This window comes from Corynebacterium canis (assembly GCF_030408595.1).
GTDB lineage: Bacteria > Actinomycetota > Actinomycetes > Mycobacteriales > Mycobacteriaceae > Corynebacterium > Corynebacterium canis.
In genome coordinates this window covers 752646-776388 of record NZ_CP047080.1, presented here as the reverse complement: position 1 = coordinate 776388, position 23743 = coordinate 752646, and the positions used below count along the sequence as shown (strand labels likewise).

The window sequence follows — 23743 nt, the reverse complement described above, 5'->3', positions numbered from 1 at the left end:
GATTCATCTAAGTAGATGCGACTAGGTCCAAGATCACTCCGGTCCTACGCAGCATTTGAAACGTATCTACTGTATCCACACCCATCTCCAAACACGCGTCTGGGATGAGAATCCTCTTTTTTGAGTGCGGTCGGGAGCGCTCATGAGTGACGACCGTGAGCCTATGTGACACCTCACTCCTCATCATACTTTGCAATGGTTATGGGACAAGAATCGTCTATGTAGGTCCTTGTCTCTCACGAACCCAGTGCTCCTCAAACTAACAATCTTCTCGTCTGATTTAGTTCACCATCCAACCGACATTCCGGAACCATCCTCTAGGAACAAGGGGGTTCCTGTCAGCTTCATTCGCGGTATCGTGGATGATCGCGTCGATTAGTTGACAATTGACATACTGGGTGACCGATCCGGAATTTAGTTCTAAAGTTGAAGATTCAATTACGGAATCCACGAAGAACAAGAAGACCTGGGATTTAAATACCCACATGTTCTTGATCAAACAATCCTTAAAGAAAAAAGACGGTCGCCACTCGGAGGCGTCTTCAGGTTTGGGAAAGTTCAAGAACCTTAGAAGCAGCTCATGCCCAGTGGCGAATGTGCACCGACTAAATTCAATGCAGGAGGATGACTCAATAGCTGAGAAATGCACAGCGCTGTCAAACGTACAGTCTGTAAACTTCAACTTTTCAAAGGATAAACTTGAAAAAACCAACGGGTCGGCAAAGTTTACCTCTTTGAACTCGATTCTCGGTGGATGGTTCGAGCCCGCCCCGTCGCGGCCACCCACCGTCGTAATTCGCCTCTTTATGGCACTAATGGATCGCTTCTCTATGGAAGCGTGCAGGTCGACGTCAATCAATCCGTCTCGCAACAGACCACTGGAGGCAGCCAGCAATTTTAGAGATACCTCAATGTGCCTGTCCGCTACACTCGGGTCCTCATCTGCAACAGTTGTCTGCAACTCGCCGTGCTCACCAGAATCAACTAGTGGCTGATCGTTGAGTATTTCATTAGCAACTTCGACATCGCGGGCAGAGCCGTCCCCAAGAGCTAAATTGAGAACTTTTTGTCTAAATTGATCCATCATTCCTCCGGACGGTCCACTCAATTGATAGCGTTTTCTGCAACCTCTTGAATGTTTAGAACGCGTTTTTTGAAGTGCTTTGGTGGTGATCGTGAAGCGCCAGAGTGGGCATCGTGTAGTGGTGATGTTGGCTCTGGCGCTTGGTGGTGTGTGTGGTTAGGTCAGTCGCATGTTGGGCCCGTCGAGGTTGATGATTTCGGCGCCGCCGATGAGGCGGTTGAGTAGTGATTCTGCGACGACTTTATCGGGGATGGATTCGTACCATTGTTCTGGTACGAATTGTGATGTGATCATGGTGGATCCGCGGTGTTCTCGTGTTGCCAGGATGTTAAAGAGGGCGTGAGCGGTGTCGCCGTGGATTGGGGTGGTGAGGAAGTCGTCGAGGACTAGGAGATCTATTTGGGCAAGCCGCGTGGTGAGTTCGAGGCGTTTTGGATCTGTGAAGTCTAGGACGGCGAGTTGGGCTGCGAGCTCGTTGGTTCGATAGAACAGGGCGGTGTGTTCGCGGCGGCATGCTGCGTTGAGCAGGGCTTCGGCGAGGTAGGTTTTACCGACCGATGATTTACCAAGGATTACAACGTTGGTGTTGTTGGTGATCCATTGACAGGCGGCGAGGCGTGTTATTGACTCGCGGTTGAGGGTGCGGTCTGGCCGGTAATGGAGCTCTTCTATGCAAGCATCAGGGTTTGGCGACTGGGATTGCTTGAGTAGTTTGGCGATTTTTCGTTCCTGCCGGGCTGCGACCTCTTTGTCCAGCGCGTACGCAATTTTTTGGCTGAATGTCCAGTGATCGAACGCGGGATCGTTGGCGATGTCGATGGCCGCTTCACCGAATGCTGTTAAGCGCAGTTTGGTGAATGCGGGTAGCCATGTGTGGTCGAGGTGAATTGTGGGGTCGGTCATCGCGTTGTTCCTTCTTGCTGTTCGACGCCTGGATTAGTGGTGAGATTGCCGAGGCGGAATTGATCGGCTCCGCCAAGCATGCCGTTTCTGTTTGCAAGCAGCGGCAACGCTGTTTGGGATCCGCGCTGCCGATCATCTGGCATGGCGCTGCGAGTACTGGCCTCTGGGCGTGAGGCGGCCTCTGCACGAATAGCCGCCATCATCGTTTTCACCGCTGTATACGACACGGCTCGTGGCTTGTCTCCTGCAGTCAGGCGTTGGCAGGCAAGTTCAAGGATGCCTTTATTGTCTCCCTTGCCCAGCGACAAGATTGACCGTGCTGGCTGGTAAGCCTGGGCGATGATTGGGCGGGAAGCCAATAATGAATCCATCGCTCGTCGGGTTGCGGGCCCGATACGGGATGCTTGGGAGCGAAAATAGTCGGCTGACCACAAATTACCCGGCACTTCCAGCCCGGGAGGGCCATGTAATTCAGCTTCCGTGGAATACGCCCCCCGCCGCGTTGCTTTAGCGTGTTGAGCGACAAGGGCCCCATCGTGAAATACATCAACCGCCATACCACGAATCCGCACGTCGACGGTGCTGCCGATGAGGGTATACGGCACCGAATAGTGGGCGGTATCAAAAGTGATGTGCCAGTTGGGCGCCACCTTTGATTTGCGCCATTGGACCGGTTCGTATGGCCTGGCTGGCAGAGCCCCAAGAAACGAAGCCTCACATTCGGTAAAGATCTGCCGGCGCGAGACCTGCTGATCCCGAAACGGCACATGATCATTGATCGCGTCGACCTGGGCAGCAATCGCCGCATTCAAATCATCCAGCCAAGCAAACGATCGGTTCTTAAGTTTTCCGATGACCCGACTGCTGACAACTTTTACGCCTGCTTCGACGTTTCCCTTATATGTCGGCGACGCCGCGGGCGTGGCATAGGCAGCCGTGCCGTAATGCGCCAAAAACTCCTCATACGCATCATTGATCCTTCGCGGTCCGCGCCCGCTACGATGGACCGAATTCGTCGCGGTCGCAGCATTATCCGGCACAATCACCTCGGCAACACCGCCAAAATACTCAAACGCCAAGCGATGAGCCTCATGCCAGTTATGCTGACGCTCATCCAGCCTGCCCGTCGCAAAAATCATCCCTGAATACGGCAGCGTCGCAACAAAAATGCTGACCCTCGTACGCTTGCCCGTCACAGGATCCTTCAGATGCATCTTGGTACCCGCCCAATCCACCTGCATCGTCGCCCCCGGCGAATGCACAATCCTCGCGGTAAAACCCCGAGACGCCACATCAGCTGCCACAATCTGACGAAATCGCTCATACGAATAGTGCCGCAACCCAATCGGCGCAGGCTGCTCAACATAGCTAGCCCACAACACATTCAACGGTGTTTTCTTCCGACCGGTCCGCGCAGCGATCACCGCATCCATATCGATCGGCACAAACTTATCCGACACAGCCCGACGCCGATCACCAACAATCCTGGCAAGATCCTCATCCGACAAACCACGAATCTGCTCCACCGAGGTAATCCCCTGGGAGGCCATAGCTTTCACAGCTTTAGAAATGGTCGCCGGCGCGGCACCCGTCTGCGCCGAAATGACACGATACGGCACCTTGTCCAACGCAAGCCGCATCACCTTACGGTAGTCAACCATCGTTGACTCCTTTCTAACACCACATGACCCAGTGCCATGCGGTACTAGAAAGACTGACTTAAACCCCCACCACGCGCTACACGATACTCACTCTAACGCTTCACGAACGTCACCACGCCGCTTCAAAAAACACGTTCCTAACATTGAAAGCCGCCAAGTCAGAAAAACTATTCTCCGTCAAGCATGGGACACGAAATGCTAGGAGCGTGTGCTTGGTACTGGGTTTGTGGTTAGTTGGTACCGGCCCAGGTTTGTTGTGCGGCCGGGTTGTGTGGGGTTAGTCGTTGTGGGTGGCGGCGAGGTGCTTTCAGATGTCGTAGCTGCCGATTTGGATTCGTTGGCCGCTATTGAGTCTGCTGACGAGTGAGTCAGCGCCGATTGCGTTTGGTAGTGTTTGCCGCCAGTAGGCTGCGGTGGACTGTGATGAGATTATCGTCGGGAGTCGCATGACAACCAAATGGTTTGACGACACAAATAACCCTTTGGGACTCATCTAAGTAGGTGCGACTAGGTCCAAGATCACTCCGGTCCTACGCAGCATTTGAAACGTATCTACTGTGTCCACACCCATCTCCAAACACGCGTCTGGGATGAGAATCCTCTTTTTTGAGTGCGGTCGGGAGCGCTCATGAGCAACGACGGTGAGCCTATGTTCGCAGGCATAGGTGACAAGCAGGAAGTCTGCGTGGTTTCCCGTAAAGGCAGCAATTGCTTCAGCGCTATAATCGCGTGAAGTGGCCCAAGCTGAGAGAGTTGTGAAATGGCTAGTCGTCGGCTGATCGATCGGCTTAAAGAAACCTGCGTTTCTTTCCGTCCGCTCAGCCAGCTCGTCGTCACCTTCGAGAATTTCGTCTCTGACAGCCTCGATACTGCAAACCGATCCCTGCTGGTGAGCATATTCAAGCCACGTCCAAAAACCAGGGGCAATGTCAAACGCGTAGTAACGATTCTTCGCCTCGATGAGAATGTTGGAATCGACCAGAAACATTATGCGACACCCAATTCCTCGGCTAGATTCTCAAACGTTGTACGTTTCTTCGTTCCGAGCAATTGATATGCCTCTCGGTAAGAGGTAGAGCCCTCGAAAGCACTCTCGACTACGGCGCGCGAAAAGGTTCGACTAAGCCGAAGGGGTTGGGTGTAGTAGTAGTTTCCGCCGCCCTTGTCTCGGCGCCTCTCCGCTAAGATATCCATTACGCGCTGCTTTTCTGTCTCATATGCCTTGAGGTATTCAGCCCAGGAAATGGCGTTAGCATCATAAAGCCGCTTGAGTACAACCAACGTACTGACGCAGTAGCACTTGGCGAGACGTTCAAGTTCGTCGACGGTGACACTCCCCTCGAAATCTGCAAGCAATGCGGTCATAGGTACGAGCACTTCAGCAGCAACTTGATTGCACCAGAGTTCTTCTTCTGGGCCCCCTCCCGCGGTCATGGCAGCATCGGAAAGCGCGCTATTACCTAGCCAAATGTGAGCCAACTCGTGGATCAACGTGAAGATCTGTGCTGCCTTAGTGTCCGCACCATTGACAAAAATTAACGGTACGAGCGGATCTGCCAATGCAAAACCGCGAAACTCACTAGGATCTAATCTCCGATGTGTATTAGACCCCACAACACCATTCACCATGACCAAGACTCCGGCATCCTCAATCCGGTCGATTAACTGCCGCAGTGCCTGTTCCCAATTGGGAAACGCAGCCCTTTCTTCGAGGCCGAAACCAAGAACACCACGGATCTGCTCAGCTACGAGAACAACCGGCGCATTTACTGTGACAGACCCCACAAAGGAAAGCTTCTCAAACCCGTTTAGCAACGCGTATTCCCGATACCAGTCTTGGCGCCTCTGGCACAGATAAATGGTGTCTAGAAGATCTGCCGAAGGTTGTTCGACACCGAGATTACCCATAGTTCTCATGTCAGGAATTGGAACAGCCTCTTCAGGCGGCTCCGGAAGAAAAAGCAATCCCAATGGCGTGTGGGTGCCTTTGGCAAACTTCTCTAATTGTTTAAGCGTGGGGCGTTCAGTTTCTGCGAGCCAGGCACGAAGCTTAGGAGCATGCTGTAACGCAGTCTCCTCATCCCAGCCCTTGCGACGGATGGCCCAACGGAGAAGCTCAGGGGCCACATTAACGCGCACAGTCACCCTAACCACCTCCATCGTTGCAAGGACCTAGCTTGCTAGCTTTATAGCAACCTATCTTAGTGCCCATCCTTCGTGGCTCGATGATTTGAATGCTGCGATTGCTGCCCAAAGTCGACACCGTCGATCAATCGAAACCACGCAGCGATACACCAAATCCCGCAGCAACATTCGCTGCGTACCCAGACTCCGGCGATCAAGCTTCATTGTCATGGTCATTGTGCAGCGCACGCCGGCCCACGCAGCTTTGGTCAGGCAGATTCGACACGCCGGCCGCTGCGCGGTGTTGTTTCCGCAAGACGCTGAACTCGCACTGTCAGATCTGCCTGAGGCAGATTTGGAACGGCCGATGGTTAGGAAACATTCGACTTTGCATCTACGGAAAGGCCATGTCGGGATCGGTGCGCTCTTGGTCTCGTGCGGTTCTGTGGACGCGCACAACTCATTGATGTTGTGTGGTGGTTTGGGGGCCGAAATCAGCCGACGATTTTCCGCGCTCAGGCAGATTCGACACACCGAGGTGATTGGGGCGCTGTTTCCGCAGGAACGCGAAACGGCCATGTTACATGTGCCTGAGGCAGATTCGACAGGGCCTGATGATTTTAAAAATATTCACACTGTGCGCAGGAGACGAGGATGCGGCGGCTGGCGTCCGGACTGATTGAGCCGCACCCCACACGGCACTAGCGCCACCGCTGCAAGCGCCACCGCTGATCAACAAACAAAAGACAGCGAAATGACCAAATCACTGCGCAACCTAGGAGGTTATCGGCAGTTGGTGTGAAGCATTCGCCAGTTTTTGATGTGGGCGATTGCTTATCGTGGGGAGCCTTACAAAAACCCTTGCTGTGTGCGGGGATATTGAGGTCGGAAAGCCGCCGAGCTTTCCGGCGTGATTGTCGCCGAGCTGCTCCCCCGCCCTACCCCCCACACGCAGGAAACCCCCGGTCCGCGTGTGCGAACCGGGGGTTTCAATTTCGTAGCGGGGGCAGGATTCGAACCTACGACCTCTGGGTTATGAGCCCAGCGAGCTACCGAGCTGCTCCACCCCGCGTCGGGTGATTATTCACCGTTACCGTGTTTCGCGGCAACGATGAGTTACTTTACACACTGGTGTAATTTCACGCAAATGCGGGGTTTAAGCTTGGGTTTTACTGATGGTCTTGGTAGTCCTTGATGGCCTTGTCTAGTTCGTCAAGCGCCTTGCCGAATTCTTCGAAGCTGCCGTTTCGTGCTTGTTCGACCTTTTGCAGCGCCTTGTTGATCGCCTCGACGCGGGATGCTTGGTCCTGCGAGGTCGTCGAGGAGTCCTTGGATTTGTCTTGCTGCTTGTCGTCCGCTGCGGTGTCGCCGGATTCGGGGTCTTTGGTTTCCCCGGCTTCCACTTCGGATTCGGCGAGATCGGAGGCTTCCTTCGGGTCGATACCCACCTGGCTGAGGGCCTCGGCGATGGTGGGCGCGTAGCCTACCTTGCCGTCGTAGGAGACCAGTACGCGCAGCAGCTTGGGGAAGGCGGAGGTTTGGCCTTTGCGCTGTGAGTAGATGGGTTCCACGTAGAGGATTTGGCCGTCGCCAACCGGCAGGGTGAGCAGGTTGCCGTTTTTAATGTCGTTGGTGTCCTGCCAGAGGCTGCGGTCGCGGGCGATCTGGTCAGAGGACATCATGGTGTCCTGCGCCTGCTTCGGGCCCTGGGTTTGGGTTTCCGTGGGCAGCACGCGGACAGTCAGGCGGCCGTAGGTATCCGGGTCGGAGCTGGCGGACATGTGCGCCGCCAGGAATTCGCGCTTCAGCCCGCGGAACGGCGTGATCAGCTGGAAGCTGGGTTTGCCGGTTTCCGGGTCGGCGGCAACAACGTAGTAGGGCGGCTGGTTCGGGGTCCGCTCGTCGTCGGTTTTTTCCTTGGAGTTGGGGTCGCCCGGCACGGACCAGAAGGCATCGTTGGTAAAGAACACGCCGGCATCGTCGACGTGGTAGCGGGAGATCATTTCCCGCTGCACTTTAAACATGTCTTCGGGGTACCGCAGGTGCTCCATAAGATCGTCGGTGATTTCGCTCTTCGGCTTGACGGTATCGGGGAACACGCCCCGCCAGGCCTTGAGCACCGGGTCCTCGGTGTCGAATTCGTAGAGTTCCACCGTGCCGTCGTAGGCGTCCACCACGGCTTTTACGGAGTTGCGGATATAACCCACTTCTTCGTTGACCACGGGGTTTTGCAGCTGTCCGTTGACCGTCTGGGCGTCGACAATCGCCTGATTGAGGTTCGTGCGGGAAGCGTACGGGAGGCTGTCCAGGGTGGTGTAGCCGTCGACGATCCACTTGATGCGGCCGTCGATAACCGCGGGGTACGTGGTGTTATCCGTTTCCAGCCACGGTGCCACCTTTTCCACGCGGGCACGGGGGTCGCGCTGGTACAGAATTTTCGAATCATCGCCAATACGGTCGGACAGCACCATGTTAATTTCCTGGTACCGCAGCGCGAAGGCAATCCGGTTAAACATGCCGGAAATATCCACGCCGCCACTGCCATCGTAGGTGAAGTTCGAGCCGTCGGTATCGTACTCGACAGGGGCGGAACCCGCCGCGCCGACGATCGCGTAATCCTCGAGCGGGCCCACATTGGAGATCACCGGGCCGTAATACACGCGCGGCTGGTCCACCTTAATGCCCAGCTTTTCGGCGCGTTCCTTATCGCTTTGCGCCTGCAGGTCGGACACGGTGTACACGGGGTAGCCGCCGCGGGTTGAGCCGACGTCGCGCGCCACCTCGTCCACCTGATTGGCGGGGGCTGCGACGATGCCATTGCCGTGCGTGTACACGGTGTGCCGGTTGATCCAGTTTTTCTGGTTTTCACTCAAGGATTGCGGGTCAAGCTCGCGGGCGGCAACCACGTAGTCGCGCAATTCGCCGTCCACGGTGTAGCGGTCCACCGTCAGGGTTTTCGGGAAGCCGTAGAAGTTTTTCAGCTGCTGTTGCTGGGTGAACGTGGCGGAGAGGATTTCTGGATCAAGGAGGCGAATATTGGAGAGCGTGGCGGCGTCGTTAGCCACCTGGTCGCGCTCTTCTTTCGCGTCTTTATTCGCACCCCAGTTCTTTACGTAGTTCACCTTGTCATTGGTGATCCCGTACGCGAACCGCGTCGCCTGAATATTGCGCGAAATAAACTCCGCTTCCTTGGAGGCGCGGTTCGGCTTTACCGAGAATTCCTCCACCATGAGCGGCCAACCGTTGCCCAGCACGAGCGCACTCAGCACCATCAAACCGGTGGCCAGCGCGGGGATGCGCAGATCTTTCAGCACCACGGCGGAGAAGAACGCCAACGCCACCACCAGCGCGATCACCATCAGGATGATCTTGGCGGGCAGCACGGCGTGAATGGCGGTAAACCCGGCGCCGGTGAAAATATCGTTGCGCACATTGAGCAGGTCGAAGCGATCCAGCCAATAGGAGGCAAGCTTGACCAGCATCCACAGCCCGGCGGTCACCGTGAGCTGAATGCGCGCGGCGTTGGACACGTGGCCGCGCTGCCCGAGCGCCTGGTTGCCCACCCGGATGCTGCCAAATACGTAGTGCCCGATCAGGGCGATAAAGAAGGCCACCACCAGCAGCGCGGAAAACGAGTTTGTGAGCAGCCGCAGAAACGGCAGTGTAAAGGCGTAGAAGCCGTAATCCATGTGGAATTGCGGGTCTTGCTGCCCAAAGTCACCGCCGTGCAGGAACATTTGCACCGTGCGCCAATTGCTTTGCCCCACGAGGCCGGCGAGCACGCCGATGGTCAGCGGCAGGAACAGCAGCGCTTTCCGCAGGCCCGCTTCGGCGCTGGCGCGGAAGGCCACGATCGGGTGCTCCGGGTCCAAACCGAACAAATGCTCGGGGCGATTGCGGATCACCAGATAGCCGGCGAACCAGGAAATCGCCGCCGCCACCGCGCCGAAGGCGAGGAAGAGTAGCATGCGGGTGACAAGGACTGTTGTGAAGACACCACGGAATTGCACCTCGCCGAACCATAACCAGTCGGTGTAGTAGCCGACGAGCCATGGGACGATAAATACCAACAGGAACACTGTTGCGATGAGGAAGCTGATCACGCGAGGTGGTCGTTTCACGGGTGGTGTAAGGCCGGTAGCCAACTCCAACTCCTTATGGGGTGATGGTGCCAGGTATCCTCACTACTCTACGCAGGAACCGTAATGCAAGGAATTTTGATGAATGCTTCAGACTTAACTATTCAAGCACTCAACAAGGCAATGTTGGAGGCCGTGGAGTTCGTGCACGCGGAGGGCTGGGATGCTCCTCCGACTCTGTTTGCGCTCGTGCCCAGCGCTTTGCTTATCGACGCCCTGCCTGCCGAAGACGATGCGGCGCCCTTAGCGTTGGTGGTCCAAGATGGGATTCCGGCGCACCTGGAAGGCGGCAGCGATGAGCTCGGCGACTTTATCTCGCAGCTGGCATGGCCGGAGGAGGTCGCCGGCGTGATCTTGGCGCAGGAGATCTTGTTCGCTTCCCCGGATGCCCCGACGGAAACCCAGCCCGCACGTTTGTTCTCCGGGGTGCTGCGCGGCGGGGTGGATCAAACATTGTTGCAATTGCGTCCGTCGGAGGCGGAATTAGACGAACCATTCGCCGAAGACAATGTGGAGTTACGCGGTGGCACAGGTGTGGCTCCTGGGGTGATTGCTGCCCTGCGGTACACACTTGACGAGGTCGAACTGTAGATTTGAGGTACGGTACTTGACCCTGTTATTGGCTAGCCAGGAGTAAAAGAAGTGTTGCACAATCGCTTGTGGGTTTCAGCATTCGCGGTGGGCGCGCTGGCGTGCGCGCTGACCGGCTGCACGCCTGGTGACGGCCCCGAACCCTCCCCCACCTCCACCAATAGCACGGCCAGCCCCACCACGTCTGGGGCGGATAAGACCGGGGAGTCCAGCTCCGCGGAGACCACCGACGCCTCGGATGCCTCGGATAAAACCAGCGCCTCCAAGACCCCTTCCACCAGGGGGAAGCACGACGATACTGTGGCCAAGGCCTATGAACGTTTCGGGTCCTTAGCCCCGAAATCCCTGTTCGATCAATTGGAAACGTGCATGCCCGGGGGCGTCGATAAGTCCCTGCAATGCTCGGGCCCGGAGGTTGGGCAATTCCAGTTTTTCGAATCCGAAAACAAGGCGCTGACCACCACCCAGCTGCTCACCGGCCTGGACAGCTCCCGCATCGTGGAGCGCGACGGCAATAGGCTCGTCGGCTGGTCCTCCCTCGGCTCCACGGCCGTGATCACCGTGGTGGACACGGACAAGGGCCTAGTGATGCAGCAGATGATGAGCTCGGAAAAGGAAGAGCCCAAAGACCGGATCATCAAACTCGGGCTGGTCAGCGACCCGGATAAGGACTCCGAATCCACCACGGATCAGGAGCAGGTCTCCACCTCCGCGCCATCCGAATAGTTTTTCAATTGCTGGATCGCCTGATCCAGGTCTGTGATTTTCAGCACAACCATATCGCCGGTGTCGCGGCTCACCGCCTCCTTGCAATTGGCCTCCGGCGCCAGGAACACCTCCGCGCCCAGGCCCTGCGCCGAGCGCACCTTGTGCTCGATGCCGCCGATCGGGCCGACCTTGCCGTCCTCCGAAATCGTGCCGGTACCCGCCACAAACTTGCCGCCGTTCAAATCGCCGGGGCTGAGCTTATCTATCACCGCGAGCGTAAACATCAACCCGGCGCTCGGCCCGCCAACCTCCTCCAGGTTGTATTTCACGCGCACCCCATCCGCCGGCTGCGTGGTCATGGTCACACCCAGCAGTGCCACATTCGGGTCATCCGGATGCTTGCCCAGCTTTACCTCGACGGTGGTGGCGGCGCCCTTCTCGCCTTCCTTCGCGGCGTCGGAATCCTTACGCAGGCCCACCCGCACCGTGTCGCCCGGCTTATGCTTCTGCACAAACGCGCGCACCAACGCCGGCTTATCCGTGGGAATGCCATCGATGCTGGTAATCACGTCGCCGGAGGCAATCACCCTCGCCGCGGCGGAATCCTGTTGCACCTCCGCCACCGTCACCTCCACCGGCCGCTGCAGGTATTGCATGGCGGCCAGCGTCGCCGTGGAACCCGAGGCGGAAAACGCCATCGAGTTTTGGTTACGCACTTCCTCTTCCGTGAGCTCGGGTGGGAAAATCTGCTCGATGGGCACCAAGGTGTCATCCGTGGTCAGCCAACGCACGATCGCCTGGGATAAAGACATGCCGTGACGCACGGAAACGGTGGTCATGTTCAGGTTACCGTGGGTGTCATCGACGTCGGCACCCTCAATATCGACTACCTCAACCCCGTCAACGTCGCCGAGCGTATTAAAGCTAGGGCCGGGCCCCTCGGCCGCATATGGCACGGTCAACGGAATATCCGTCCCCGGAATATGGTCCGCAACCACCAGCGTAGTAAAAGCGGCAACCGGCAACGCGCCCCACAGGAAAGTACGAAGGAGTTTCACAGGGCACTACCCTACCGTGTTCGCTCACAGCGTCCCGCAGATGCATAGTTTCTGTAGCTCAACCACGGTACGTTGGAAACCATGAATAACAACGGCTTCGGTTTTAACCCCAACAACGATGACGATGACGAAGATCGCCGCAATAACCAGAATCCGTTTAGCATTTTCGGTTTCGGAAACGGCGGCGGATTCACTGGCTCCGGTTCCGGCCCTGGCGACGGCGGATTCGGCGATATATTGAACCAAGTCGGCCAGATGCTGTCCGGCATTGGCTCCAGCTTTGCCAACCAGGAACCGGGCAGCCCCGTCAACTACAATATCGCCGAACGTACGGCCGAACGAAGTATTGGCAATGTGCCGCCGATTAAGGAATCGGACCGCGCCGCCATGGAGGAGGCCGTCCAGCTCGTGGAGCTCTGGCTCGACGACTCCACCATTTTGCCCACCTCCGGCAGCCGCGTCGAAGCGTGGAACGCCCTGGATTGGCTACACAAGACGCTGCCCACCTGGAAGCGGATGGTCACGCCGGTGGCCAAACGTATGAACGAATCGCAGCTGGATAACGTGCCGGAGGAAGCGCGCGATATGCTCAACGCCGCCGCCAGCATGATGCAACAGATGTCCAGCATGCAGGTCGGAGTCGAACTAGGGCGCGACCTTGGCGAGCTGGCCACGCAGGCGCTTTCCGGATCCGATTTCGGGGTGCCGGTGGCGCCGGCGGGGACCATTGCGATCCTGCCCGCACACATGGCGAAAATGACCAAGGACCTGCCCGTGCCGCCGCAGGACGCCATGGTCTACCTGTGCGCCTTGGAGGCCGCCCGCCAGCGCTTGTTCAAACACGTTCCGTGGCTGGTAGAACGGCTTATTGCCTCCGTTGAGGAATACGCGGCGGGGCTGGAAATGGATTCCTCCCACGTGGAGGAGGCGCTGCGCGAAATCAACCTCGAAGGCGATATGAATCAGCTGCAGGACATGATGGCCCAGCTGCAAGACATCGACTTCTCCCCGCGGATTTCGTCCCGCAACGCCAGCGCCACGTCCCGCCTGGAAACGCTGCTCGCGCTTATCGAAGGTTGGGTCGAATACGTGGTCACCGAGGCGCTCAGCAAGCGCATTCCTTCTACCGTGGCCATGAACCAAGCTTGGCGACGCCGCCGTGCCACCGGCGGTTCAGCCGAACACGCTTTCTCGAAGGTTGTGGGCATTGAATTTGCCACCCCGAAGGTGAGCGAAGCCTTGGAGCTGTGGCGTCGCGTCACGGTGGCGGTCGGGGCGGAGCGCCGCGACAAGATCTGGGACCACCCGGACTTCCTGCCCGTCGCCGCCGACCTGGACAACTCCGCCGAGTTTATCGACGGTCTGCTCGCCGAAAGCGATTCCTTCGACCCCATCGCCGAAATCGATGCGCTGGAAAAAATGCTCGCCGCGGAGGCCGACAAGAAAAAGGCCGAGGATGCTGGGTCTGGGGCTGGTGAGCCTGGGGCCGGTGAGCCTGGGGCCGGCGAGTCTGGGTCTGGAGCTGGTGAGACTACGTCCGGCGAGTCTGGGTCTGGGGCGGACGAGCCCAGCGACAAGGCTTCCGGTGACGAACCGAAGGACAAGGGCGGCGAGGACGGAAAGGGCGGCGAGGAGCAGGCCTAACCCTTCGCCACTGCGGGAATCCACTTCCCTAGCGGGCTCTACCAGCGCGGGAATCTATTTCCCTGGCAAACGCCAACGCGGGTGGCGAATCGAACGCGGTTACGCCACCTGCTTACGCAAACCTTTTCGGGCAGACAATTGGGTGGTGGCTGCGCTGGCGAGAATCAAGAGGCCATTGATAAAGCCAAACAGGTGAATGGCGATCCCAACGAGCCCTAAGCCGATATTGACTCCGCCTCCAGGCCCGCTCGCGAGATCCACGGCCAATATCACCATAAAACCTAAACCGAACAAAAGCACGATTGCCGACATGATTCGGATGCCCCACGATGGCGGAACCCCACGCCACCATTGCACGCACACGATAATCGCACACATGATGGCAAACACAAGGGCGATAATAGAGGTAAAGAAAACGTCAATTGCGCCTTCAAATTCACCCTCCGGCACGGTAAGCACCCACGTAATCGCCACGAAGATCAAGGTCAAAACTGCGGATGCGTAATTGATTATTGAAAGCGCCTTCAACTTTCTGCCTTTCATTTTCCAGTTGTTCATTTTAGTTCCGTTTGATTCGGTTGTGATTCGGTTGCAACACCAAACCTACCTTGGTGGTAGCACTCATTCATGCCCCGCAGCACCCACCATGCGGCGGCCCATAGGATTAAACTACTAGTTCGTTTATATTCTTTTGATATGCATATAGTCTGGTGCCGAAACCCCCAGTGACCAGTAGCTCGCCACCAAAGTCCCACCCCGAGACTTGCAATACACAACGAATCTGCCACCCCGTGATGGAGGGGAACTCACCCCTTAAAGACGCTTCTCCATCCGGGAACCCGAATGCCGCGCAGCCAAATACGGTCCCCAGAGGCAATTCAAATTGCAAGCGGTCCATTTAGCCCCCTCAAAGCCCTTGGAGCTCCCTACCCAGACCCTAATATCGCCAAATCTCCCACAGAAACAAATCGGTCGTATGCTGCTTAACAAGTTAAGCCGTGGCCCGTGCTATTTCTTACACAGAATTCGCGTATCGCAGAGTTTATTCACGGCGCTTGTTTGGGTGAACTAGAATCCCCCGCGTTGTGGCGCGGAGCCACACATAATGAAACTTTTGGTAGCGGATTACGTTGTCGCAGGACTCAACGGCGTCAACTAGGCCGCCGTCAGCTATTTGATCAACCAACCCGCTGCGAAAACGCTTCCCAGTCACTGCCGCTGCATATCTGCCGTCAGCCATGTGCAGATGTGCCTGAGGCAGATGCTGCACTGCCGCGTTTCCCCAGGAAAATCCGGCCCAAAAGCAAGGCAGATCCTGCGCGGCGAGGCAGATCTTACAGGGGCGCTTGGTGCGGACTCCGGCGGTACACGATCGATGTCATTTCCAGTGTTCTCCAAGCGGCCGTTACCGATGGCGCGCACCAACGACTCGGCCCAGCGCAATTTTTTGGGGTGTTCTTGGCCACTGAAACTAGGACTGTGAATAAACCGCCCGCGCGCTACCACACCACCACTAGAACCACTCGAATAGTCCTGCTTACAACGCTGTTTTCCACCGTCTCCCCTGCAGTAGCGGACGGCATTGTACCCGTTCGCTTCGCTGGGCGCTACCTTGTTGCTGCTGGAACCCTGTGTGCCTGTGGATTGTTTCAAGTTATCCACAGGTTGGTGGGGTGTGTTTGGGAAACCCCTAGGTTTTGTGCTGTTTTAGGGTTATCACTGGTGCTATGGGTTTGTTTCAGCGTCGCACCAAACTGCTCGACACCTCTTTCATCAACATCACCCGCCGGCTTGCCATGCCGCGTGGGTACTGTCGGGCGAGCCGGGAGGTGGAGTGGGGTTCGCGGTATCACCCGCAGCGCCTAGGGTTTGCCGCCCCGATCATGCTGCGGGCACGGGCGCATTTCACCCAAACCCCGAATGTCATTATCGGCGGCTGGGCCGCCGCAGCCTACGCCGGTTTGAAGTACTGGGTGGATGACGCCCACATCACCGTGCATGTGGCCAGTAATTTCCAACGCAGCCACAGCGTGTTCGACGCCACCCGCCGCAGGCTGCGGCCGGGCACCAGGGTGTGGACACCGGATCAGGAACTGCCCGGCATGCAGGTCGTTGCCCCCGAATACGCCCTGGTGGATTGCCTGATTGATCTGCAGCGCGACCGCCACTCCTGGTGGGTCTACCAAGTACCCAACCTTGCTAACTGGGAAGTCCGCGCCATCCAACTCATCGACGCACTGCGCGCATGCACCACACTAAACTTCCAGCTGGTGCGTGACATCGCCCGCAATATTTTCAGCGCCCGCCAGCTGAAAAAACTACTGAAGCTATCCCGCACGGGTGCCCAGTCGCCCCCGGAGACTGTGTTGCGGTTGATTGCCGAGCAGCTTCGCCAACACCTGGAGGTACAAATCCCGATCTATAACTCCGGTGCGCTGGCAGACGACGGCACACCCCTGCTGACCGTGCTTGATTCCGGCTGGCCCGATATCCGCGTTGGTTTGTTCTACGACGGTGCCCACCACCTCCAACGCAGCCAACGCGACTACGACGCGAAAGTGTTGATCCGGCTACGCGAACTCGGCTGGGAACCACTACGTATCACCCACGGGCTGCTGCAACAACCCCACGAACTGATCACCACCCTACGCCGCGCCATCCACCGCGCCGAAACCAACACACAAACACCAAATCCTGACGCGAATCCGAACGGCTAAATCCTCACGGCGAACCTTAACGGCCGAAACCTCACGGCTGAATCCTAGCGCTGAATTCTCACAGCCGAATACTCGCTCCACCCCAGTACTGCGGCTTGTTTGCCGACCTGCCTTGTTGCTGCGCGCCCACCACACCCCTTACAACCAGCACGGTGAAGCTCAACACTGTTCGGTGAGCCCCGAAACCCGGCGCACCCCGGCTCATTTTGTGCCCTGCGCCTGCACCGCCATTTCCGTCTGCCCGCAGCACCTCGTAGCTGAAGCGCCCGCTTTCCCCAGCCACGTACAATCTGCCTGGCTACGGTCCGGCCTCGTCACATCTGCCTGGCTCCGTCGGATCTGCCTGATTTTTGGGCCGAGTTGTCCTGGGGAAATGCGGCCGTGACGAATCTGCCTCAGGCACATCTGCCACGGCAAGCGACGCAGGCAGATCCTCACACCAGGTGATGTGGCGAGTTGGTGGCCGGGATTTTCCGCGCTCAGGGCCAACGATTTCCATGCCCAGGCAAATTCGACACGCCGCTCGGCGCGTGGTGGTGTTTCCGCAGGAACGCGAAACGGCCGTGTTACATCTGCCTCAGGCACATCTAACACGGCAGACACCGAAGGCAAATCCTCCACACCATGCCGCAAGGGGCAGCTCATTCTTTCGTGCGAGAGGTCACGGCCGCTGCACCCACGTTGGAACCACATCGATTGTCAACCACCGAACCCGCACTCACCAGCCACGCACAATCTGCCTGGCTGCTGTCCGGCCCTGTCACATTTGCCTGGCTGTGCCGGATCCGCCTGATTTTTGGGCCGAGTTTTCCTGGGGAAACGCGGCCGCGTTACATTTGCCTCAGGCACATCTAACACGGCAGGCACCGCAGGCAGATCTGACACGGCGGACACCGCTGGCAGCAGATATGCAGCGGGCGGGTGATTAAGAGGCGTTTTCGCAGCGGGTGAGTTAATCAAACGGCTGACCGTACCGCTCGGCCGACGGCTTTAACACCGGCGACAATGCAATCAGCTACCGAAAGCCTCGTTATATATGGCGGCGCACCACAACGATATATGGCGGCACGCCACAACGCGGGCGGGGCTGCGGCTAGAACTTTTGGGTGCCGTCGCCGTGCAAGCGGATCCCCGCGTAACGGATGGGGTAGGTGAGCACCATGGGGATCAAGAGCCACATGGGCCAGAAGTAATGGAGCCCCGCGCTCAGCGCGACCAATGACCAAATGACCACGCACAGGGCAAGGACGGCGGTGGTGGCATAAAACGGGATACTCATGGCCACGATCTTTTTCTTATTGCGCTGAGATTCCAGGCTTTGCCGCTGCTGGGCTTGACGGGCCCGCGACAGGGGTTCTTCGAGGTCGGCAATAAAGGCGCGGGCGGCCAAGGGCGAACTGGCGGAAGCGATGCCGGCGAGGCGACGGTCGAGGTCATCGACATCGATCCAGCCGTTTTCAAACGCGGTCTGCGCCATGGCCGTCGCATCGGCGTAGGTCACCGCCGGCAATCCCGAAAAGTCCGAATTCTGAGGTCCATTCAAGGTCATATTCAAATCTCCCTGTTTAAACTATCCCCCACCATACCGCTGATATGCCTCAAGGAACCCTTTCGCCCGCTCCGCCTGCGGGGCGCGATCCGCCCATTCCCAGAATTCGGCGGTGTGACCATCGGGGACGAACGTATGCACCAATTCGTGCACAATCACGGCGCACAAAACGTACTCGGGCACATCCTGCAACCTGTGCGAGATGCGAATATCCCCGGTAGCCACGCTGCAGGAGGCCCACCGTTTGTTCTGGTTGGTCACCCACCGGATGCTCCGAAACGAGGCCCGCCCGCCAAGGAGTTCGGCGTTGAGCTTATGTGCGAGGTCGGCGAGGTGGGCGTCGATACGCGGGGTGGAGCGCTGTAACTTAGCCACCACGCGGGCGACCACAGCCTCCTCCTCAGCCGCGGACAAATAAGCGGGCACGCGGACCTGGATGCGGCCGTCCACAAACTGGGCCTGCACGCTGCGTCGACGCCGCGCAGAACGAATAATTTCAACCTCGGGGGTAGCCATAGCAAACCATTGTATTTACACTCGATATATGCACGGGGAGGGAAACTATAGCGTCCAACTTTCCGCAGCCGCGCAAATATGCATCCGCCCAGGGCCGGCGATACAATTCGGCATCGACGCCAGCCGCGCGGGTGTATTCGACGCCCTAACCCCCGCCGCCGTACAGGGCGTAGCGCTTGCGATACTTACCGCTCGCCACGCCGTGCCAAGACGGACCGTGGCCGCGGGGCTTGTCGCAGCCGGGCTCAGCGACGCGGGGGCGCAAAGCCTGATCGAAGACCTGCTTAACTACCGGGTCCTCCGCGCGCTCCCGCCGAAACCAGCCGTGGCCGTGTTGGGAGAGGACAGGCTTACCGCAAACATCAGCGATATGCTTCGGCGCAGCGGCGTTACCGTGCGCGAGCCAGTCCCCGGGGAGCGTGACGCGGCATTTCTGGCGCGGGTGTGCGCCAAACGAGACATACCGGTGGTGGCAGTGAACCGGCCCGCCTCCGAGGCCGCGGAATTAGGCGAACACGCCGCAACATGGTTTCCCGTAGCCTTGCTCGACGGGCGCGGGCAGCTCGGCCCATTGCGTATCGACGGCGCGGGGGCCTGCCCATTGTGCCTCGAATTACGGCGGACAGAAATCGACCCCATGTGGTACACCGTGGATCCTTGGGAAGGCCCACCGATCCCGGACCCGCCCGTGATGGCCGCGACGACGGCACGAGTAGTGGCGTGCGTGTTGTCCTTCCTCGGGTGCGGGTCGGAACCGCCGGGGACTCGGAGAATACGGCTTCTGCCTGGGGAAATGCAGGAAATCGATGTGTATGCGGATGAGATTCGGCGGTGGTACATCGAACCGCACCCCACGTGCCCGGCGTGCTGGGCGCGGGAGGGGTGAGGTTTTGCGGGGTTTTTCGGGAGTCGGCGTGCGGGAGACATGGCCGGCGGCAGCCGCTTCAACCCCTCCACATCCCACCGCCGATGGGTTGTGTACAACCGCCGACCTGGGCTGGTCTTTCTATTCTTCATTCGGGGGTCCAACGAAGAAATCCCGGACGAATCTGGCCCAAAAACGCCGCAGCTCGTCTTTCCATTCTTCGTTGAGCGCTCCAAAGAAGAAATTCCGGACGATCGCAGGTCAACGGCTGCACACAACCTATCGACCCAAGGCGACCCTACGCCCAAGCCGCGCTCGCATCAGGATTCGATGCCGGCGAGAACCTCGAGAAGGCCGGCGCCGTAGCGTTCCACCTTGATGGGGCCAATGCCGGGGATGTCTAGGAGTTCGGCTTCTGTGGTCGGAAGCCGTTCGGCCACGGAGGTGAGGGTGGCGTCGGAAAAGACGATATAGGCGGGGACTTTGAGCTCGCGTGCCACCTCGCTGCGCCAGGCGCGCAGGGCATCGAAGGTGGCGGCGTCTGCTTCGGATGGGCAATCCTCGCAGCGTCCGAGCACTTTTTCGGTTGTGGATTCGAGCGGCATGCCGCAGACTCGGCACTTCTTTTGGCGTTGTTTCCGGGGCGCGGAGATGGGCTGCTCTTCGGGGGCGATGCCGTCGAGGAAGCGGGACCTCGTGCGGGATTTGCGGCCGCCTTCCTGCCTGGCCGCCGCCCAGGAACAGCACAGGTGTTCGCGCGCGCGGGTGACGCCGACGTAGAAGAGCCGGCGTTCCTCTTCGATGTTTTCATCGCCCGCCTTGATGGCGTGGGTGATGGGCAGCGTGCCGTCGACGAGGCCCACCAGAAACACGGCGTCCCATTCCAACCCCTTGGCGGCGTGGAGGGAGGCTAGGGTGACGCCTTCCATCGTGGGCGGATGCTTGGCCTCGGCGCGTTCCTTGAGCTGTTTCAGGGCGCCGTGGATATCCAGGTCGGGGGTGGCTTGGCCCAGCTCGTCGATAAGATCTACCAGCGCGTTGAGGGATTGCCAGCGTTCGCGGGCTTGGGTGCCGGTGGGCTCGGTGGGGGTGAGCCCCATGGGGGCCAGCACGGCGCGGGCCACGCGATGCAATTGATCGCCGACGGCTTCCGGCGGGAAGGTGGTGCTATTGGCGGCGCGCACGAGTTGCGTGATGGCTTGCCGGATTTCGGGGCGTTGGAAAAAGCCTTCCCCGCCGCGCACTTGATAAACGACGCCCGCGTCGGCCAACGCTTGTTCGAATACTGCGGATTGCGCGTTGATACGGTACAGCACGGCGATCTCGGAGGCCGGAACGCCTTGATTGATCAATTTCTGGATTTTGGCGGCGACTTCGCGGGCCTCGGTGGGCTCGTCGTCGTAGCTGTGGAATTCGGGTTCGGGGCCGGCGGGGCGCATGCCCATCAGTTCGAGGCGGGTGCCGGCGACGCGGCCGGCAGCCTTGCTGATGATGGTGTTGGCCAGCCGCGTGACCTGCGGGGTGGAACGATAGTCGCGCTGCAGGCGCGTGACCACCGCGTCCGGGTAGGTCCGGGAAAAGTCCAGCAGGTAGGACGGGGTGGCGCCGGTAAAGGAGTAGATGGTTTGGTTCGCGTCGCCCACCACGGTGAGGTCGTCGCGATCCCCCAACCAGGCGTCCAGCACGCGCTGCTGGAGCGGGGTGACGTCTTGGTATTCGTCCACCACGAAGCTGCGGTATTGGGCGCGGAATTCCTCCGCCACTGCCGGGGAGTTTTCCAGGGCGCCGGCGGTATGGATCAACAGATCGTCGAAATCCAGAAGCACCCCCTCCGGGCTCAGTTTAGATTTTTCGTAGAGTTGGTAGATCCGGGCCACAGTCTCGGCGGGCAGCGGCGGGGTGCGCTTGGTGCCGGCGATCCGCTCGACATAGCTATCGGGGCTGATCAGGGAGGCCTTGGCCCATTCGATCTCGCTGAGCACATCGCGCACGGTATCAGTGGTGGATTCGACGCCCATGGTGCGTACCGCGCGGCCAACCAAGGGGAATTTATTATCTATGAGCTGCCAGGGCAGGTCCCCGGCCACCTGCGGCCAAAAGTAGCTGAGTTGGCGGCGGGCCGCCGCGTGGAAGGTGCGGGCCTGCACCCCTCCGATGCCCATAAGGTTCAGGCGGTGGCGCATCTCACCGGCGGCGCGGGCGGTAAAGGTGACGGCCAGCACGCGGGTGGGGCTGACAAAACCCGAACCGATCAGGTGGGCGATCCGGTACGTAATCGTGCGGGTTTTGCCGGTGCCTGCGCCCGCGAGGATACACACCGGTCCGCGCCGCGCGGTGGCGGCAATGCGCTGGTCATCGTCGAGGTCATTCAGGTTGATCATGCTTCTGAGCCCACTTCTGAATCATGCGGTGCGCCAGCGAACCGAGCGGCGCCAACGGCAGGGTTTTACCTTGGATGTCGTCGAGGGTAATCCATCGGATCTCGGCAAGCTCGCCATCGCACGTCCCCACGGCCGCATCGTCGGCGGTTTTCGCCTGCACGCCAAACATCAGGGAGCTGGAGGTAGGCCACGGCTGGCTGGCCACATAGGAGATATCGGATACCCGGCGGCCGGTCTCCTCCCATACCTCGCGTTCAAAAGCTTGTTCCATGGTTTCGCCGGGGGCGATATAGCCGGCGATCAGGGAGAAATAATCGCGCCGCACATTGCGCCCCACCAGCAGCCGCGGCTCCTCCGCGTGTTCGATAAGGCCGATCACGGCGGGGTCGATACGCGGGAAGAACTCCCGCCCGCCGGAACCAAACGCGCGGGTATTATCGGCGGACCAGGTCATTTCCTCGCCCGTCAGCGGGTCGAACGCGAACGCTTCGCGGTGCCGCACCAACGCCACCGCCTGGCTCACCAAAAAGCCGAACTCCGTATCGAATAGCGCGCGCGGTTCCACACTGTCCGGGTGCTCGGTAGGAAGACGCGCTGCCCAGTGCGCGGCGTCGATACGCACTTGGAACAGCGCGCCACTGACGGCGGGCCACAGGGGGCCACCCGCGGGGTTTAGGCAAATGCGGTCGGCGGCGTCGACGAGGATATAGCCGGTCACAGCTCACGCACTTCATCGTTGAACACGCGGCGGACATACAGCAGGCGATCGCCCGGCTCGACGATCTCCGCCTCCGGGGAATCGATGCGGTACAACTCGCCGGAACGCACCACGCCCAGCACAATATCGGCTAGGTGGCGGGGGTTGGCGCCCACCTCGTCCTCGCGCACCACGCGCTCCGCAATGGAAAAGCCCTCGTCCGGGGAGAGCAGGTCCTCCATCATCTCCACCACGGACGGCGTCACCGTGGCCAAGCCCAACATGCGGCCCGCGGTTTCGGAGGAAATCACCACGGAATCCGCCCCGGACTGCTTCAACAGGTGCAGGTTTTCGGATTCGCGCACGCTGGCCACGATCGTCGCGCTCGGGGCGATCTCGCGCACGGAAAGGGTGACCAGCACCGCCGTATCGTCCTTGTTCGGCGCCACCACCACCGCGCGCGCCCGCGTCACGCCGGCGAGCTTCAACACATCCGCCTTGGTTGCGGAACCCTGCACCGTGACCAACCCCTGGCTGGAGGCCATATCCAAGGCGTGCTGGTTGGTGTCCACCACCACAATCTGGTTCGGCGGGGTGCCGTCCGCCAGCAACGCCGCCACGGCGGAGCGTCCCTTGGTGCCGTAGCCGACCACCACTGTGTGATTGCGCATCCTCTTCCTCCAGCGTTGGATTTGCAGCGCCCGCCGCGTCTCCTCTGTAAGCACCGATAAGGTGGTACCGACCAATAGGATAAGGAACGCGATCCGGACCGGGGTAATAATCGTAATATTGATCAGCCGGGCGTGCTGGGTCACTGGGGTGATATCGCCATAGCCGGTGGTTGAGAGGGAGACGGCTGTGTAATAGACGGCGTCGATAAACGTGAGGTCTTCGCTGTAGCCGTCCTTATCCACGTACACCAGGACGGACACCGCCGCCATCAGCAGCAGCGCGTACGCCACGCGGCGGGTGATCAGCGCCCACGGACTGTACGTGCCCTGCTCCGGGATGCGGATGATATTGAGCAGCGCGTGATCGGGGAGATCATCGAGCTCGGGCTCTACCCGGAACCGCTGACGGAAGGTTTTGCGCATGCCGCCTACTCC

At 59.2% G+C, this 23743-nt stretch carries 20 protein-coding genes, 1 tRNA gene and 1 pseudogene; 6 read left to right on the top strand and 16 right to left on the bottom strand.

Annotation, left to right across the window (positions count from 1 at the left end; genetic code table 11):
* Positions 1–7: 7 nt before the first annotated feature.
* From CCANI_RS13560 to CCANI_RS03390, 7 genes and pseudogenes are all read right to left on the bottom strand, one after another.
* Complete coding sequence (locus CCANI_RS13560) at positions 8–184, bottom strand: DUF4411 family protein (protein ID WP_353959426.1); 177 nt, start codon at positions 182–184, stop codon at positions 8–10.
* A 96-nt stretch (positions 185–280) separates the two neighbouring features.
* On the bottom strand, positions 281–1087 hold the full coding sequence (locus CCANI_RS03410; protein WP_146325446.1) for a hypothetical protein: 807 nt from the start codon (positions 1085–1087) through the stop codon (positions 281–283).
* Between the two features lie 153 nt (positions 1088–1240).
* Positions 1241–1987 (bottom strand): ATP-binding protein, encoded by a 747-nt coding sequence (locus CCANI_RS03405; protein ID WP_146325781.1) that lies wholly within the window; start codon positions 1985–1987, stop codon positions 1241–1243.
* Complete coding sequence (gene istA / locus CCANI_RS03400; protein ID WP_146325780.1) at positions 1984–3648, bottom strand: IS21 family transposase; 1665 nt, start codon at positions 3646–3648, stop codon at positions 1984–1986. Before istA ends, CCANI_RS03405 begins: the two co-directional genes overlap by 4 nt.
* 307 nt (positions 3649–3955) lie before the next feature.
* A pseudogene (locus tag CCANI_RS13555) lies at positions 3956–4093 on the bottom strand (ATP-binding protein); the annotation flags it as partial.
* 48 nt (positions 4094–4141) lie between these two features.
* Entirely contained in the window at positions 4142–4636 is a 495-nt protein-coding gene (locus CCANI_RS03395) for a DUF4411 family protein (RefSeq protein ID WP_146323810.1), read from the bottom strand.
* Positions 4636–5793 (bottom strand): ImmA/IrrE family metallo-endopeptidase, encoded by a 1158-nt coding sequence (locus CCANI_RS03390; RefSeq protein WP_146323811.1) that lies wholly within the window; start codon positions 5791–5793, stop codon positions 4636–4638. The genes CCANI_RS03395 and CCANI_RS03390 overlap by 1 nt, the downstream gene beginning before the upstream one ends.
* 208 nt (positions 5794–6001) lie before the next feature.
* Between CCANI_RS03390 and CCANI_RS03385 the strand changes: the two genes are divergently transcribed.
* Positions 6002–6451, top strand: coding sequence for a hypothetical protein (locus CCANI_RS03385; protein WP_146323812.1), 450 nt, complete (start codon positions 6002–6004; stop codon positions 6449–6451).
* 319 nt (positions 6452–6770) lie between these two features.
* On the opposite strand, the gene CCANI_RS03380 is transcribed toward CCANI_RS03385, so the two are convergent.
* Both CCANI_RS03380 and CCANI_RS03375 read right to left on the bottom strand, forming a co-directional pair.
* Positions 6771–6844: transfer RNA gene (locus CCANI_RS03380), tRNA-Met, on the bottom strand.
* A 97-nt stretch (positions 6845–6941) separates the two neighbouring features.
* Positions 6942–9917: a UPF0182 family protein gene (locus tag CCANI_RS03375; protein WP_146323813.1), complete on the bottom strand. Its 2976-nt coding sequence runs from the start codon at positions 9915–9917 to the stop codon at positions 6942–6944.
* Between the two features lie 75 nt (positions 9918–9992).
* Between CCANI_RS03375 and CCANI_RS03370 the strand changes: the two genes are divergently transcribed.
* On the top strand, positions 9993–10502 hold the full coding sequence (locus tag CCANI_RS03370; protein WP_146323814.1) for a PPA1309 family protein: 510 nt from the start codon (positions 9993–9995) through the stop codon (positions 10500–10502).
* A gap of 51 nt (positions 10503–10553) precedes the next feature.
* Positions 10554–11228 carry a hypothetical protein gene (locus tag CCANI_RS03365; protein WP_146323815.1) on the top strand — a complete coding sequence of 225 codons (675 nt, stop codon included), beginning with the start codon at positions 10554–10556 and terminating at the stop codon, positions 11226–11228.
* Here CCANI_RS03365 and CCANI_RS03360 read toward each other — a convergent pair.
* Entirely contained in the window at positions 11192–12268 is a 1077-nt protein-coding gene (locus tag CCANI_RS03360; protein WP_186750133.1) for a YlbL family protein, read from the bottom strand. The two genes, CCANI_RS03365 and CCANI_RS03360, sit on opposite strands and share 37 nt — an antisense overlap.
* Before the next feature lie 81 nt (positions 12269–12349).
* On the opposite strand from CCANI_RS03360, the gene CCANI_RS03355 reads away from it, so the two are divergent.
* A complete protein-coding gene (locus CCANI_RS03355) occupies positions 12350–13912 on the top strand; it encodes a zinc-dependent metalloprotease (RefSeq protein WP_146323816.1) in 1563 nt (520 codons plus the stop codon).
* Positions 13913–14011: 99 nt separating this feature from the next.
* On the opposite strand, the gene CCANI_RS03350 is transcribed toward CCANI_RS03355, so the two are convergent.
* Positions 14012–14455 (bottom strand): hypothetical protein, encoded by a 444-nt coding sequence (locus CCANI_RS03350; RefSeq protein WP_146323817.1) that lies wholly within the window; start codon positions 14453–14455, stop codon positions 14012–14014.
* A 1184-nt stretch (positions 14456–15639) separates the two neighbouring features.
* Between CCANI_RS03350 and CCANI_RS03345 the strand changes: the two genes are divergently transcribed.
* Positions 15640–16629 carry a putative endonuclease domain-containing protein gene (locus CCANI_RS03345; protein WP_146323818.1) on the top strand — a complete coding sequence of 330 codons (990 nt, stop codon included), beginning with the start codon at positions 15640–15642 and terminating at the stop codon, positions 16627–16629.
* A 1093-nt stretch (positions 16630–17722) separates the two neighbouring features.
* On the opposite strand, the gene CCANI_RS03340 is transcribed toward CCANI_RS03345, so the two are convergent.
* Positions 17723–18178, bottom strand: coding sequence for a hypothetical protein (locus tag CCANI_RS03340; protein WP_146323819.1), 456 nt, complete (start codon positions 18176–18178; stop codon positions 17723–17725).
* 21 nt (positions 18179–18199) lie between these two features.
* Entirely contained in the window at positions 18200–18694 is a 495-nt protein-coding gene (locus CCANI_RS03335) for a M48 metallopeptidase family protein (protein ID WP_146323820.1), read from the bottom strand.
* 28 nt (positions 18695–18722) lie between these two features.
* Here CCANI_RS03335 and CCANI_RS03330 point away from each other — a divergent pair, with 28 nt between their 5' ends.
* Entirely contained in the window at positions 18723–19580 is an 858-nt protein-coding gene (locus CCANI_RS03330) for a hypothetical protein (protein WP_146323821.1), read from the top strand.
* Positions 19581–19879: 299 nt separating this feature from the next.
* Here the strand turns inward: CCANI_RS03330 and CCANI_RS03325 are convergent, their stop codons facing one another.
* Genes CCANI_RS03325 through CCANI_RS03315 form a run of 3 tightly spaced genes read right to left on the bottom strand, consistent with a single transcriptional unit; the run spans position 19880 to position 23731 of the window.
* Entirely contained in the window at positions 19880–21940 is a 2061-nt protein-coding gene (locus CCANI_RS03325) for an ATP-dependent DNA helicase UvrD2 (protein WP_146323822.1), read from the bottom strand.
* Entirely contained in the window at positions 21924–22658 is a 735-nt protein-coding gene (locus CCANI_RS03320) for an NAD(+) diphosphatase (RefSeq protein WP_146323823.1), read from the bottom strand. The genes CCANI_RS03325 and CCANI_RS03320 overlap by 17 nt, the downstream gene beginning before the upstream one ends.
* On the bottom strand, positions 22655–23731 hold the full coding sequence (locus CCANI_RS03315; RefSeq protein WP_146323824.1) for a potassium channel family protein: 1077 nt from the start codon (positions 23729–23731) through the stop codon (positions 22655–22657). The genes CCANI_RS03320 and CCANI_RS03315 overlap by 4 nt, the downstream gene beginning before the upstream one ends.
* Between the last annotated feature and the right edge of the window lie 12 nt (positions 23732–23743).